General features: G+C 67.1%; 15 protein-coding genes. 8 read left to right on the plus strand and 7 right to left on the minus strand.

Features of this window, described 5'->3' with window-relative positions:
* Nucleotides 1–37: 37 nt before the first annotated feature.
* Nucleotides 38–268: a heavy-metal-associated domain-containing protein gene (locus AC50X9_RS04745; RefSeq protein WP_494890806.1), complete on the plus strand. Its 231-nt coding sequence runs from the start codon at nucleotides 38–40 to the stop codon at nucleotides 266–268.
* A 113-nt stretch (nucleotides 269–381) separates the two neighbouring features.
* Nucleotides 382–2,673 (plus strand): heavy metal translocating P-type ATPase, encoded by a 2,292-nt coding sequence (locus AC50X9_RS04750; RefSeq protein WP_494891228.1) that lies wholly within the window; start codon nucleotides 382–384, stop codon nucleotides 2,671–2,673.
* A 38-nt stretch (nucleotides 2,674–2,711) separates the two neighbouring features.
* Here the strand turns inward: AC50X9_RS04750 and AC50X9_RS04755 are convergent, their stop codons facing one another.
* Nucleotides 2,712–2,984: a DUF2277 domain-containing protein gene (locus tag AC50X9_RS04755; protein WP_494890808.1), complete on the minus strand. Its 273-nt coding sequence runs from the start codon at nucleotides 2,982–2,984 to the stop codon at nucleotides 2,712–2,714.
* 121 nt (nucleotides 2,985–3,105) lie between these two features.
* On the opposite strand from AC50X9_RS04755, the gene AC50X9_RS04760 reads away from it, so the two are divergent.
* Nucleotides 3,106–3,324, plus strand: a complete 219-nt coding sequence (locus AC50X9_RS04760) for a hypothetical protein (RefSeq protein WP_494890810.1) — start codon at nucleotides 3,106–3,108, stop codon at nucleotides 3,322–3,324.
* Nucleotides 3,325–3,410: 86 nt separating this feature from the next.
* Here AC50X9_RS04760 and AC50X9_RS04765 read toward each other — a convergent pair whose 3' ends face one another.
* A complete protein-coding gene (locus AC50X9_RS04765) occupies nucleotides 3,411–4,373 on the minus strand; it encodes an EamA family transporter (protein WP_494891230.1) in 963 nt (320 codons plus the stop codon).
* 171 nt (nucleotides 4,374–4,544) lie between these two features.
* Between AC50X9_RS04765 and AC50X9_RS04770 the strand changes: the two genes are divergently transcribed.
* A complete protein-coding gene (locus tag AC50X9_RS04770) occupies nucleotides 4,545–5,087 on the plus strand; it encodes a CGNR zinc finger domain-containing protein (RefSeq protein WP_494890812.1) in 543 nt (180 codons plus the stop codon).
* Nucleotides 5,088–5,110: 23 nt separating this feature from the next.
* Here the strand turns inward: AC50X9_RS04770 and AC50X9_RS04775 are convergent, their stop codons facing one another.
* The 3 genes from AC50X9_RS04775 to AC50X9_RS04785 all read right to left on the minus strand — a co-directional run bounded on the left by AC50X9_RS04775 (nucleotide 5,111) and on the right by AC50X9_RS04785 (nucleotide 7,558).
* The gene (locus tag AC50X9_RS04775) at nucleotides 5,111–5,467 is read right to left on the minus strand and encodes a hypothetical protein (protein ID WP_494890814.1); all 357 of its coding nucleotides are present in this window, start codon (nucleotides 5,465–5,467) and stop codon (nucleotides 5,111–5,113) included.
* A gap of 83 nt (nucleotides 5,468–5,550) precedes the next feature.
* Entirely contained in the window at nucleotides 5,551–6,144 is a 594-nt protein-coding gene (locus AC50X9_RS04780; protein WP_494890816.1) for a hypothetical protein, read from the minus strand.
* Between the two features lie 52 nt (nucleotides 6,145–6,196).
* Entirely contained in the window at nucleotides 6,197–7,558 is a 1,362-nt protein-coding gene (locus AC50X9_RS04785; RefSeq protein ID WP_494890818.1) for an MATE family efflux transporter, read from the minus strand.
* A gap of 144 nt (nucleotides 7,559–7,702) precedes the next feature.
* On the opposite strand from AC50X9_RS04785, the gene AC50X9_RS04790 reads away from it, so the two are divergent.
* Both AC50X9_RS04790 and AC50X9_RS04795 read left to right on the plus strand, forming a co-directional pair.
* Nucleotides 7,703–8,137 carry a DoxX family protein gene (locus AC50X9_RS04790; protein WP_494890820.1) on the plus strand — a complete coding sequence of 145 codons (435 nt, stop codon included), beginning with the start codon at nucleotides 7,703–7,705 and terminating at the stop codon, nucleotides 8,135–8,137.
* A gap of 196 nt (nucleotides 8,138–8,333) precedes the next feature.
* Entirely contained in the window at nucleotides 8,334–9,308 is a 975-nt protein-coding gene (locus AC50X9_RS04795; protein ID WP_494890822.1) for an acyl-CoA thioesterase, read from the plus strand.
* A 3-nt stretch (nucleotides 9,309–9,311) separates the two neighbouring features.
* Here the strand turns inward: AC50X9_RS04795 and dnaB are convergent, their stop codons facing one another.
* On the minus strand, nucleotides 9,312–10,694 hold the full coding sequence (dnaB, locus tag AC50X9_RS04800) for a replicative DNA helicase (protein ID WP_463873393.1): 1,383 nt from the start codon (nucleotides 10,692–10,694) through the stop codon (nucleotides 9,312–9,314).
* Nucleotides 10,695–11,317: 623 nt separating this feature from the next.
* Between dnaB and AC50X9_RS04805 the strand changes: the two genes are divergently transcribed.
* Together AC50X9_RS04805 and AC50X9_RS04810 are read left to right on the plus strand one after the other, a co-directional pair.
* Nucleotides 11,318–11,785 (plus strand): hypothetical protein, encoded by a 468-nt coding sequence (locus AC50X9_RS04805; protein ID WP_494890825.1) that lies wholly within the window; start codon nucleotides 11,318–11,320, stop codon nucleotides 11,783–11,785.
* Between the two features lie 4 nt (nucleotides 11,786–11,789).
* Nucleotides 11,790–12,356, plus strand: a complete 567-nt coding sequence (locus AC50X9_RS04810) for a hypothetical protein (protein ID WP_494890827.1) — start codon at nucleotides 11,790–11,792, stop codon at nucleotides 12,354–12,356.
* A gap of 78 nt (nucleotides 12,357–12,434) precedes the next feature.
* Here the strand turns inward: AC50X9_RS04810 and AC50X9_RS04815 are convergent, their stop codons facing one another.
* Complete coding sequence (locus tag AC50X9_RS04815) at nucleotides 12,435–13,064, minus strand: FMN reductase (protein WP_494890829.1); 630 nt, start codon at nucleotides 13,062–13,064, stop codon at nucleotides 12,435–12,437.
* Nucleotides 13,065–13,151: the final 87 nt, after the last annotated feature.

The raw sequence follows: 13,151 nt of genomic DNA on the forward strand, positions 1-13,151 counted from the left end.
CGGACTGATGAACAAGTCCACCCACAAGGAGCAAGCCATGAGCACTGTATCCACCACCGTCAACGTTTCCGGCATGACCTGCGGCCACTGCGTGTCCTCGGTCAGCGAAGAACTCGAGGCGCTGGCCGGCGTCGAGAAGATCGACGTCGACCTCAACTCAGGCGGCATCTCCACGGTCACCATCACCTCCGCCGGCGCACTGTCCACCTCCGAAATCGGCGAGGCCATTGCCGAAGCCGGCTATCTGGTCGTCGCCAACCAGGCCTGAGGTGCAGCCGCCCCGCGCACCGTCAGGAAGAACAACAGGATCAGGACACCGTGAGTAGCGAGAAACTGCTGGACCAGCCCGGGAGCCGGGTAATCGAGCTGGACATCGAGGGCATGACCTGCGCCTCCTGCGTCGGCAGGGTCGAACGCAAACTCGGAAAGCTCGACGGCGTCACGGCCACCGTCAATCTGCCCTTGGAGTCGGCCCACGTGAGCGTCCCCGCGGCCATCACGGACGATCAAATCACCGCCACTGTCGAGGCCGCGGGCTACAAAGCCACGGTCCGCACTGCCAGGTACCTGGGCATACCGGTTGAGCCGGTCAGCGCGGCGATGTCGACAAGGCCAACCATCGACGGCGACATGACCCCGAGCGGCGCCGCGGTTGATGACCAGCCGGCGTCGACCGCGGCAGCCAAGCTCCGCCCGCGCCTGCTCGTCGCGGCCATCCTCACCGTGCCGGTGTTCCTGATTTCGATGTTCCCGGCCCTTCAATTCGCCAACTGGGGCTGGACGGCCGGAGCCCTGGCCCTGCCCGTCGTTACCTGGGCAGCATGGCCATTCCACCGGGCTGCCGCCATCAACGCCCGGCACTTCGCGTCCACGATGGACACGCTGGTCTCGATCGGAGTGGCCGCAGCCTACGTCTTCTCGGTCTGGCAGCTCATCGGTGATCCACAGATGACCGCCCACCAGCAGGGTATGGAGGGTATGGGGATGGTATCCGGCGGACTCTACTTCGAAGTTTCCGCGGTTGTCACGACCTTCCTGCTGCTCGGCCGCTATTTGGAGGCCAACGCCAAGCAGAAAGCGGGGGACGCCCTCCGGGCCCTGCTGAACCTCGGCGCCAAGGATGCCACGGTGCTGCGCGCCGGCCAGGAGCAGCAGATCCCGGCCGATCAGCTCGGGGTGGGCGACCTGATTATGGTCCGCCCCGGCGAGAAGATTGCGGCTGACGGGATCGTCGTCGAAGGATCCTCCGCGGTTGATGCCTCGCTGGTTACCGGCGAATCGGCGCCGGTGGAAGTCGGCCCGGACAGCCCGGTCACGGGCGCCACCATCAACACCTCCGGCAGGCTGCTCGTCCGCGCAACACGCGTTGGCGCCGAAACCACCTTGGCCCAGATGGGCCGGCTGGTCTCCCAGGCACAGACGGGCAAGGCGCCGATCGCGCGGCTGGCGGACCGGATCAGCGCAGTGTTCGTTCCGGTGGTCCTGGGGATCGCGGCGTTGACATTTGGCGGCTGGCTGCTCGCCGCAGGCCCGTCAGCCGACGGCGCCGATCTCCGCGCAGCGTTCTCGGCCGCCGTGGCCGTGCTGGTCATCGCCTGCCCGTGCGCTCTGGGCCTGGCTACCCCGGTGGGGCTGCTCACCGGGACCGGGCGGGGCGCGCAACTGGGCATCCTGATCAGGGGCCCACAGGTCCTCGAGGACACCCGGACCGTTGACACCATCCTGCTGGACAAGACGGGCACCGTGACCACCGGCCACCTCGCCGTCGAGGGCACGGACACGTTCGGAATGTTCCTCCCGGCCGAGGTGCTCCGCCTGGCCGGAGCTGTGGAGTCCGCATCTGAACACCCGATCGCCCGCGCCATCGCCGCTTCGGCGCTCTCGGCCGGGCACCGCAACGGCGGCGCCGGCACCCTGCCCGCCGTCGTCGGCTTCCGTTCCGCTCCTGGCGGCGGAGTTCAGGGGACCGTCGAGGGCCGGCGGGTGACGGCAGGCCGCGCGGGCTGGCTGAAGGAGAACGGCATCGCCCCAACCGCAGCGCAGCTTGAGGCTCTCCGCGCCGCCGAGGCCTCGGGAGCCACGGCGATCTGGCTCGCCGTGAACGGGGAGCCCGCGGGAATCATCAGCCTGAGGGACACGCTGAAGCCGGGCTCCGCAGCCGCGGTCACACGGCTGCGCGGGCTCGGACTCCGGCCCATCCTGCTGACCGGGGACAACGCCGCCGTCGCCGCGCAGGTGGCCGAGGCCGTCGGCATCCCTGCTGAGGATGTCTTCGCGGGCGTGCTGCCGGAGGGCAAAGTCGAGGCGGTACGGAAGCTGCAGTCCGCCGGCGCCACCGTCGCCATGGCCGGCGACGGCGTCAATGACGCCGCGGCGCTGGCCCAGGCCGACCTTGGCATCGCAATGGGCTCCGGCACGGACGTGGCAATCGAGGCTGCCGACCTGACGGTGATGGGCAACGACCTGGGCCAGGTGGCCCAGGCCATCGAACTCTCCCGCCGGACCCTGGCGACCATCAAGACGAACCTTTTCTGGGCCTTCTTTTACAACGCCGTCGGCATCCCGGTGGCGGCCCTGGGGCTGCTCAATCCAATGATCGCAGGCGCCGCGATGGCTGCCAGCTCCGTGCTGGTCGTCGCCAATTCGCTGCGGTTGCGCAGCTTCGGCAAGTAGGCCGCTCGCCAGGGTTTCCTTTCGCTCAGGCCGCTTCCTCAGGCCGCACCGAAGCGGATTGCGGCCCTGGCTTTGGCCTTGGCAGCTTCTTCCCCGCGGTCCTTGGTCGGAGCGTGGGTCACCAGGGAGTCCAGCAGGTGCTGCGTGGCGTGGGCAATCTCATGCACAGCCCGGTTGAAGGCCTCCTCGTTGGCCTTGGACGGCTTGGTGCCGCCGCTGATCTTGCGCACGTACTGCAGCGCGGCGGCTTCAACCTCGGCGGTGGTCGCGTGCGGTTCAAAGTTGTGGAGGGTCCGGATGTTTCGGCACATATCTTCATGCTAGGTGCCTTCGGGCCCGGGATCGAGTGCCCTGGCGAAGTGGTTGCCGCCGGCGGGCAAATCCATGCGGCCGCGCCGAGCCGCGTCTTTCGCATGGTATTGGGGTGCAGACATGGCTCAGCTCAAGACTCCTGGCACAAAGCTGCGGGCAGGTTCGTCGGAGACCGACAAGCAGAAGTCGCTGCTGACCAAGGTGCTCGAGGGCACCGGCTGGAAGGGCCCGGACGCCGAAAATTCCGCCGCGAGTGGAACGGCCAGCACGTCGCCTCGCTGGCAAGGTTTCGCAGGCGCTGCAGGGGGCCGGCAAGCAAGCCACCCGCACCGCCACTGAGCAGGAAAGCGCTTCACGCTGACGATTGGTTTTCAAAGTGCAGCCCGGGCGCACTGCGTCCGGGCTGCACTTTTGTCTGGCCCCGGTTATGGGACGGGTTCGACGTCGTTTGCGTGATCCAGCGCCGCCGGCATTGCCGCGCCGGTCCCGGACACGGACCGGAGCTCGTCCAGCCGCACCAACACGACCCCGCCAACAATCAACAGCCCGCCCACGAGCTGGATGGCACCGGGCAGTTCACCCAGGAGCAGCCACGCCCAGAGGACGGCGAACAGCACCTCGGTCAACGAGACAAAAGACGCCACCTTGGAGCCAAGTGCCCGCGCCGCCACAATGCCGGAAACGTAGGCGAGCACGGTGGCCAGCACGACCAGTCCGCCCAGCGCCACCCACCACGGGGTGACCCAGGGGCCGAGGCGGGTGTCGGTGGTGCTGAACGCCATCGGCAGCAGACCGGTTGCCGCAGCCAGCCACATGGTGACGGCGCCGACCATGAGTCCCCCGGAGGCAAGGACGATCGGCGGGAGCGTGTCGTTCTCCTTGGCGGTAATGAAGAAGTAGATAGCGAGACAGACCGCTGCTGCGATCCCCCACAGCACACCGATGAAGTCGATGGCGACGGCTCCGGTGAGGTCCAGGACCAGGACCAGCCCGCCCAGGGACAGCACGGTTCCGGCGACCGTGAGCGGCCGCGGGCGTTTCCGGCTGGCCGCCCAGAGCCACAACACGATGATGACGGGCGCCAGGTATTCCAGCAGCAGGGCAACCCCCACCGACAGCCTGGCCACCGCATTGAAGTAGAACAGCTGGCAGGCCGCGACACCGATCAGGCCAAAGAGCAGGATTGTGAGCCAGTTGTCCCGGAGCTGGTGCCAGCGACCGCGCAGCGCCCATATGGCGGGAACAGCAAGGATCAGCGCCGCGACGGTGAGGCGTGCGGTAACGGCCGCGCCGGGAGTCCAGCCCGTCTCCAACATCGCCTTGGCAAAGGAGCCGGACAGTCCGAACACGGCCGACGACAACAGGGCCACGCCCAGACCCGAGGCCATGAAGCCTGGTGCCGCGGGCTTTCCGGCGAGCGGTCCGGGCGCGGATATTCCGGCGTCGCGGGTGGCCGGCATTTCAGCGGAGCGGCGTGCGGCAGACACAGACTGCCTCCTGTCAGGAGTAAAGTGGGGTTATGCTCATGACAATACGCCACGCCGACGTAAGGAGTCAAGATGGTTTTTGCCCCTGACACAGAGGTGGCACTGCGGTCCGTGGTCAATCTGATCAACTCAGCGGCCAATGGACACGAGCAACTCGCCACGACCCCGGACCTGGATCTGTTCCTGAAAGCCGAGGGATTCAGCGGCTCCCGGACCCGGGACGCTGCTGAACTGGCCGGCGTGCACCGTCTCCGCGGCGAGCTGGCGGCCCTCTGGTTTGCGGACGAATCCGTGGCGGTGGAGACCGTGAACCGGCTGCTGCGGGAGGCGCGGGCACTTCCGCAGCTGGTCAAGCACGACGAGTGGGACTGGCACCTGCACGCCACCACCCCGGACGCTCCACTGGCGGACCGGATGAGCACCGAGGCGGCCATGGCCCTGGTCGATGTCATCCGCAGCAAGGAAATGGACCGCCTGCTCGTGTGCGCCGCGGAGGACTGCAACGCCGTGGTGCTGGACCTCAGCAGGAACCGCTCCAAGCGATACTGCGATACCGGGAACTGCGCCAACCGCGCTCACGTTGCGGCGTATCGTGCCCGGAAGGCGGGGTCCTGAGCCCGGGCTCGGCGTACGGAGCCCTAGCGGACGTCGTCGCCGGGGCCAGCCTCCGGGGAGCCGGTCTCGGAGCCGGACTGGGCCGGGCGGCCGCCATGGCCAGGGTTCCGGGAGCTCAGATTGATGCCGGAGCCCTTGCCGAGCTGTTCGTCATTTGGCTTGTGGCCCATGGACAGCATGGCAATCACGACCAGAATCACGATGAAGGCGATGCCTGCGGCGGTGAAAGCCAGGTCGAAGCGGGGTTCCTTGGCGCTGCCGCCGGAGGCGAAAATCAGGGTCGCAACGAAGGCCAGCACAGCCCAGAACGCGGAGAACATCAGCGGTCCTTTGACCGAGGTCCGCAGCTTGCGCGGTTCTCCAGATTTCTGCTGTGCCAAGGTGTTTCCTCCTGCAGCCGACGCCGCCAGGCGTGGCAGTAGTGATGCCGCGAACGTTCTACGCAACGTAGAACCTGTCCCTACTAGTTTACGGCCTTCGTGGAATCGTCCCGCGCATCGTGCCGCAGCGTCAGCCCGGCCAGCGCCCAGAGCACGCCGCTGATGATGGCGCCGCCGCCGGCAACCCCGAGCAGGGCGTGCGGGCCGAGGTCAATGAAGAACGGCAGCAAAACCGCAGTGCCCAGCCCGATACCGCCGGAAGCCATCCAGTCCCGCGCGAGCACGGACCGGCCGCGATTGGTGATGCCGAGGTAAAGCTCTGCGGCGCCGGCAAGTCCGAGGCCCAGGCCCGCGAGCACTCCGAAGACCAGACTCCCCGGGATAAGGCCGACGGCCGCCCCGGTTCCGGTCAGCACGGCGCCGGCCGCTGCAAGGATCTTGCCCGAGGGTGACCCGGCACGGAATCCCGTCTTGTTCACGCTCCAGAGCAGCACCACTCCGGTGGCCAGCAGGTAGAGGCCGCCCGCCCAGCCCATGCCCGCCGGGGGTGGCGAAGCCCAGAACACGGTCAGCGCACCGAAGACGAGCGCGACGGCGGCCCGGACCAGCACGGGTTTCCAGAGATCCGCCGCGGCGGGCAGGGCAATGGAGGCGTTAGGGGCTGCGGGGAGAGTCACCCGTCCAGTTTAGTGCGAAGCCGCGGCCGAGCGCGCCGGGAGCCGGCCGCGCTCAGTGCGAACCGAGTACCATCCACCGGTCCGTCCGCGCACGGAGGCCCAGGGTCAGGGCCCGGACAGCCATATAGCCCCATGAGAACGCCGCCCACAGCCAGAGCAGCCCCGCACCGCCACCGGCTCCGGCTCCGGAGTGCCCGACCGCCAGCAGCAGCGGTAGATATACGGCGAGGTTCACGACGCCGGCAATTGCCAGGTACTTCGCATCCCCGGCACCGATCAGCACGCCGTCAAGGACAAAGCCATAGCCGGCGATCGGCTGTCCGGCCGCCAGCACCCACAGCGCCAGCGTGAGCGCGGCCCGGACCTCGGCGTCGGACGTAAAGAGCAGTCCCGCCCACGGTGCCGCGACGGCCAGCAGAAGCCCGGTTACAACGCCGAAGCCGATACCCCAGCGGACCATCGTTGCGGTGAGAACCCGGGCCGCCGCCGGCCGGGAGGCGCCGAGTTCCTTGCCGATCAGCGCCTGTGCGGCAATCGCGAGGGCATCGAGGGCGAACGCCAGGAAGGTGAAGACAGTCATCGCGAGCTGGTGGGCGGCGAGGTTGACCGGCCCCTGGGCCGTGACCACCACAACAGTCGCGAGGATCGCGATGCGCAGGCTGAGCGTCCGCAGCATCAGCCATGAACCCACCTTGGCCAGTGCCCGGATGCCACGCCAGTCCGGCCACAGGGATACGCCGTGGTTGCGCGCGTTGCGCTGGACCATCACCACGTAGACCAGGGCCATGGCCCCTTGCGCGATGCTGGTCCCGATCGCCGAGCCCGCGACGGACAGCTGCAGGCCGTAGACCAGGAAGAGGTTGAGCACGATGTTCAGGGTGAAGCCGGCGGCGGCAACCACCAGCGGGGTCCGCGTGTCCTGCAGGCCCCGCAGTACTCCGGTGCCGGCAAAGATGAGCAGCATCGCGACGAGTCCGGGCATCGACCAGCGCAGGTAGTCGACGGCGAACGACCGCACCTCGCCGCGGGCGCCCATCAGGTCCAGGAGCGGTTCGGCGGCAAGGAAACCAGCCACGGCAAGGACGACTCCCAGAAGCAGTGCCAGCCAGACGCCGTCGCGTCCGGCGGCGAGCGCCCTGGCCAGCTGGCCGTTGCCGATGGCCCGGGCCACCGCCGGCGTTGTGGAATAGGCGAGGAACACCATGAGGCCAACAGCTGTATGCAGCACGGCTGATGCCAGCCCGACACCGGCGAGCTGTGCGACCCCGAGGTGTCCGACGATGGCTGCATCCGCGAGGAGGAAGAGCGGTTCGGCGATCAGTGCACCGAAGGCCGGCACCGCGAGGCGCAGGATCTCCCGCCTGCGGCCGGCCGGGGTCCGGATCGTTGCGGGAGTCGGGGCGGAGGCTGACACGAACCCACCCTAACGGCACTGCCGGCGCCGCACAGCTACGCACTACTTGACTTTTCAACCAAAGGCCGGAAGAATATAACTTGAATCTTCAACCAAATCCGCGCTGGCCCGCCCCGCCCGGTCCCCAATCAGAACGGCATCCCCATGAACCAGCCCACACTCACCACTGCAGCCCGCACCATCCTGCGCATCGTCACCGGATTCCTCTTCGCCGCCCACGGCTGGCAGAAATTCAACGAGTTCACCATCGCGGGAACCCAGGCCTCCTTTGCCCAGATGGGTGTCCCCGCAGCCAACCTGGTCGCGCCGGTCACCGCGACGCTGGAACTTGTTGGCGGCGTCGCGCTGATCCTCGGCGTGCTCACCCGCGTGTTCGCAGCCCTCCTCGCCGTGAACATGCTCGGCGCCCTGATCCTCGTCCACGCCTCGGCCGGCGTCTTTGTCGCCACCGGCGGCTACGAACTCGTGCTGATCCTCGCCGCCGCCGCACTGGCCGTGGCCCTCGTCGGCGCCGGCAAGGTGTCCGTGGACAAGGCCCTCTTTGGCCGCCCCGGCTCCAAGCTCAGCGTCCTGGCCTAGCCCCAGGTTTGCCGGGAGGGCGGGAGGTCACCTCGAGTGACCGCCCGCCCTTCCGCATTTTAACGCAGCGCCTCTAACGCTGCGCCGCCCGTCGGATCTCCGGGAGCGCTCCGCCGGGCCGCCGCGTGTGGCGTTCCGGTCCGCGTTTGTGTCGGGAAGCCGCGACGCCTTCGTGGCGGGTCAGTAAACTCGCACCATGACTGAGCCTGCCGCCAACACCGTAACCCTTCGCTTCCTTGCGGCACCCACCGATGTCGGACACAGCGGTTCGGTCGACGCCGGCACGGTGCTCGAATGGGTCGACAAGGCCGCCTATGCCGCGGCGGTCGGCTGGGCGAAGTCCTACTGCGTGACCGCGTACGTGGGCAACATCCACTTCGCGGACCCGGTCAACAGCGGCGACATGGTCGACGTCGAGGCGACGATTGTCTATACGGGCAGGTCCTCCATGCACATCCGCACCGTGGTGTCCTCGGGCGACCCCAAGGGCGGCCCGGCCACCATGCGCAGCCAGTGCATGGTGATTTTCGTGGCCGTTGGAGAGGACGGCAAACCCATCCCGGTGCCGCACTTTGAGCCGGCAACGCCGGAGGAAATCGAACAGCGCGATCACGCCCTGGCCCGGATCAAGGTGCGCGAGGATATCGTCCAGGCGATGAGCGGACAGGAATACACCGACGCAGGGACCGCCGAGAACGTGGTGCTCCGCTTTATGGCCGCGCCCACGGATGTGAACTGGGGCGGCAAGGTGCACGGCGGCATCGTGATGAAATGGATCGACGAAGCGGCCTACGTCTGCGCGTCGCGGTACTGCGGCATGGACACGGTGGCTGTTTTTTCCGGCGGCGTGCGCTTTTACCGGCCGCTGTTGATTGGCCACGTGGTGGAGGTGGAGGCCCGGCTGGTCTATACCGGAACCAAGGGCATGCACGTCGCGGTCCATGTCCGCTCCGGGGATCCGAAGGGCCGGGAGCTTGACCTCACAACCTATTGCCTGACTGTGATGGTGGCCCGCGACGAGCACGGAACATCTGTACCGGTTCCGCAGTGGGTGCCGGCGTCGGAGGAGGACAAGCGGCTGCACGCGCATGCCCGCGAACTGCTGGAGATCCGGGGACGGGCGCCTGGGAACCGCCTGCCCAACCACCTGCTGGGAGCAGGCGGCCAGTAGCGGTTAGAAGCCGCCGCCACCGGCGTCGGCGGCCATGTTGGCGAACCGCGAGTAGTGGCCCTGGAACGCGACCACGATGTCCTTGGTGGGGCCGTTACGGTGCTTGGCGATGAGAATGTCCGCCTCGCCGGCACGCGGTGACTCCTTGTCGTAGACGTCTTCGCGGTGCAGCAGGATCACCATGTCGGCGTCCTGCTCAATGGAGCCGGATTCACGCAGGTCCGAGACCATCGGGCGCTTGTCCTGGCGTTGCTCCGAGCCACGGTTCAGCTGCGAGAGGGCAATGACCGGGACCTGCAGCTCCTTGGCCAGCAGCTTGAGCGCTCGGGAGAACTCGGAGACTTCCTGCTGGCGGGACTCCACTTTCTTGCCGGAGCTCATCAGCTGGAGGTAATCGAGGATAACCAGCTTGAGATCGTGCTGCTGTTTCAGGCGGCGGCACTTGGCCCGGATTTCCATCAGCGACATGTTGGGACTGTCGTCGATGAAGAGCGGGGCGTCATTCATTCGGCCCATCGTCGTGGCGATCTTGGACCACTGCTCGTCCTTGATCGTGCCTTTGCGCAGGTCCTGGAGGCCGATCGTGGCCTCCGCGGACAGCAGTCGCATGGCGATCTCGTTCCGGCCCATTTCCAGCGAGAACATCACGGTGGCGAGGTTGTTCTTGATCGCGGCGGAGCGGGCGAAGTCCAAGGCAAAAGTGGATTTACCAACGGCCGGGCGGGCCGCGATGACGATCATCTGGCCGGGGTGCAGGCCATTCGTGAGCTCGTCGAGTTCGTAGAAGCCGGTGGGAACGCCTGTCATTCCCTCCTCGCGGTGCCCGGACGCTTCGATCTCGTCCACCGTGGACTCCATGACATCCTTGAGGACAACGTAGTCCTCCGCGGTGCGGCGCTCCGCGACGGCGTAGATCTCGGCCTGCGCCTGGTTGACCAGGTCTTCGACCTCGCCATCCTGGCCGTAGCCGAGCTGGACGATCTTGGTGCCGGCGTTGACCAGGCGGCGCAACACCGCGCGTTCGCCCACGATTTCGGCGTAGTAGCCGGCGTTGGCAGCCGTGGGAACCGTCTGGATGAGCTCGTGGAGGTAGGCGGGGCCACCGATCCGGTTGATCTCGCCACGCTTGGTCAGTTCGTCCGAGACGGTAACGGCGTCGGCAGGTTCGCCCCGGCCGTAAAGGTCGATAATGGCTTCGTAGATTGTCTCGTGGGCGGGGCGGTAGAAGTCCACTCCCCGAAGGATCTCGACGACGTCGGCGATGGCGTCTTTGGACAGCATCATGCCGCCCAGGACAGACTGCTCGGCGGGAATGTCTTGCGGCGGCTTGCGGCTGCCTTCGGCTCCTCGAGTCCCCTCGACTGAGTCCAGATGCGTTACTGACAAAACTGCCGTCCTCCATTGTGTGCCGCGGCGGACGTCCGTGCGCCGGCGGCGTCTCCGCGGGCTGCTGCCCGGTGGCGTCGACGCCGGCGCAGGTCCGACGAGTTAAGTACTATCAGCCAGCTGCGACACTTCTGTTGCCACTCCGCACGCCCTTATCCGCAGCCCGGTCCCGGCCGTTGCAGGGCCCAGGATGAGGGGAAAATGCGTGGAGCAGCAGCGGCAGCGGTTCCGTAACCACGGCTCGATATCCAGCAACGTTAGCCGCCGATGCGGCGGGCACCAACCCGGCCCCGTGTCGCCCTGTGGATAAGCTGTGCACTACTAGCCCGTGCTTGTGCACAGCCTGTGGGAACAGCTGTGGATAAAGAATTTCTTTAGCCCCCAATCGTGAGCTGACCTGCGCAAACACTGGGTTCACCTTGTGGACGCAAAAGAATTTCTGTTCCGGTTCATCCACAGCCGACGGGCTCCGGCTGGGGATAGCGGCGGCACAGCTGGCCCAAAACATGCGCATTTGGTGATGCTTTTCACAGTGATCCCCGGGACAGCCGCGTCCTGCGGCGTCCTGTATGCCATTCGCGGAATGTGCTGTGGATAACTGTGATCTGGCATAAGCTCTTCACATGGGCGATGTACTGCTAGTCATGCTGCCTGCCCTTATGCTGGCAGGAGTCCTCTGGGCGTTCGTCACGGCCCTCAAACCGCGCGACTTCGGCATGTCCGACGCGGAACGCTACCAGCAGGAACTGGCTGTCCGTTCGCAGGCCCACTACGCCGCCCAGGTTCAGGCCGCCACTGCCGCCCGCGCCCGCGTGGACGCAGCCACGCGCCCCAGCCAGAACGAACAGCAGCAGTCGCAGCAGGCCGATCACGCCCGTCAGGCGCTGCGCGCCCAGACGGGGGCAGCACCCGCCGTCGGGCAGCACGGCTACCAGGGACCCGTACTGCCGGGCGGCCAGTTGAACCCGCAGTTCGCGCTGCAACTCCAGTCGTTGGCCAGGGATGGCAAGAAGATCCAGGCCATCAAGCTGTTGCGCCAGGCCACCCATTCAGATCTTTTGACCGCCAAGAAATATGTAGATCGGCTGTAGTTTCATGGAATCCCTGCTTATCCCCCTCTTGATTCTGGCGCTCGTTGGCGCCGGCGTTCTGCTGGGCGTCCGCGCCCTAAGCCGCCGCGGCCCCCGGCCCGAAGCGTCCCCCCAGGCGGGCCAAGACCCGATCGAACTTGCGCGCGCTGCGGCGGCGAAACTGAGCCAGGAGCAACACCGCCGCCTCTACGCGCTGATCGCCCAGGGCCAGGCGATGGCTGCCATCAAGCTGTACCTCGAGGCCACCGGGGACGGACTGCGGGCCTCCCGCGACGCCGTGGGCGCCCTGGCCGCCCATCCCCAGCCCTTCCGGCCGGAGTCCTCCGAGGAGGCACCCAGTGAGGACGACGACGACTCTCCGCAGCGTTTTCCCTACCGCTACCGCGCGATCGCCAGCAAGGGAGATGTCACCCGCGAGGTCAGCAGCAATATGCTCAACGACGAGATCTACGGCAGGATCCGCACCCTAGCCCGAAGCGGCGACACGGAAGCCGCCGCTGAGGCCCTGACCCGCCATTCGGACATCTCCATCAAGCAGGCGCGCGAATTCATCGCCCTCCTGGAGGACTGAGCTCCTCCCGGGAGGGCGGAAAGCCCGCCGGGCAACGGCCCCCCACTGCTACGGGCAGAGTCCGGCCCGCCGGGCCGGTCAGTTCCGGACGGAAATGCCGGCGAGCAGTTGTTCGAACGCTAGCGACTCCAGCGCAGCCGCATTGTGCTGAGGCTGCGGGCCCTGCAGCAGTGCGATGAACTCCCCTGCCGCCCTGTCGATCCGCGCCGACAGGGGTGAGCCGCCGCCGTCGTCGTTGTTGCCCCAGTCCTGCGGGCCGGCGAAGACGGCCGTGTTGGCGGTCCGGGTCCGGAGGTAGGTGAACAGCGGCCGCATGGCGAAGTCCAGGACCATCTGGTGCCGGTCCGTGCCGGCGGTGGCGCCAAGCAGGACGGCCTTGCCCTCGAGCGACTTCGGGTCGAGGACGTCGATGAAGGACTTGAAGAGCCCGCTGTAGGAAGCGCTGAAGACAGGGCTGACGGCGATAATGCCGTCCGAGGCTTCGACTCCGGCGATCACCTCGGCCAGCTTGGGTGCCGCATAGCCGGTCACGAAGTTGTTCGCAATGTCCACGGCGAGGTCGCGCAGTTCCACCACCTGAACGTCGGCGGCGTAGCCGGCAGCAGCCAGTTGACGTTCCGCGGAGGCGGCCAGCTGGTCCGCAAGCAGGCGGCTGGAGGAGGGGACGCCCAGTCCGGCGGAAAGAACGGTGATGCGGCGGGATTCCACGGTGATGCTCCTCTGGTTGTTTCGTGGGCACAAACGCCGGTACATGCGTTTGCATCTACCTGCACAAGGTGTGGCGTGCCGCTTTTA

The sequence above is a fragment of the Pseudarthrobacter sp. HLT1-3 genome (genome assembly GCF_059383535.1).

Excerpts from the sequence above, each read along its gene's own strand:
- AC50X9_RS04760 (WP_494890810.1), top strand. The coding sequence starts at position 3,106 with ATGGCTCAGCTCAAGACTCCTGGCACAAAGCTGCGGGCAGGTTCGTCG.
- AC50X9_RS04810 (WP_494890827.1), top strand. The coding sequence starts at position 11,790 with ATGGAATCCCTGCTTATCCCCCTCTTGATTCTGGCGCTCGTTGGCGCC.
- AC50X9_RS04745 (WP_494890806.1), top strand. The coding sequence starts at position 38 with ATGAGCACTGTATCCACCACCGTCAACGTTTCCGGCATGACCTGCGGC.
- AC50X9_RS04755 (WP_494890808.1), bottom strand. The coding sequence starts at position 2,984 with ATGTGCCGAAACATCCGGACCCTCCACAACTTTGAACCGCACGCGACC.
- AC50X9_RS04805 (WP_494890825.1), top strand. The coding sequence starts at position 11,318 with ATGGGCGATGTACTGCTAGTCATGCTGCCTGCCCTTATGCTGGCAGGA.
- AC50X9_RS04795 (WP_494890822.1), top strand. The coding sequence starts at position 8,334 with ATGACTGAGCCTGCCGCCAACACCGTAACCCTTCGCTTCCTTGCGGCA.
- AC50X9_RS04750 (WP_494891228.1), top strand. The coding sequence starts at position 382 with ATGACCTGCGCCTCCTGCGTCGGCAGGGTCGAACGCAAACTCGGAAAG.
- AC50X9_RS04770 (WP_494890812.1), top strand. The coding sequence starts at position 4,545 with ATGGTTTTTGCCCCTGACACAGAGGTGGCACTGCGGTCCGTGGTCAAT.
- AC50X9_RS04790 (WP_494890820.1), top strand. The coding sequence starts at position 7,703 with ATGAACCAGCCCACACTCACCACTGCAGCCCGCACCATCCTGCGCATC.
- AC50X9_RS04765 (WP_494891230.1), bottom strand. The coding sequence starts at position 4,373 with ATGGCCTCGGGTCTGGGCGTGGCCCTGTTGTCGTCGGCCGTGTTCGGA.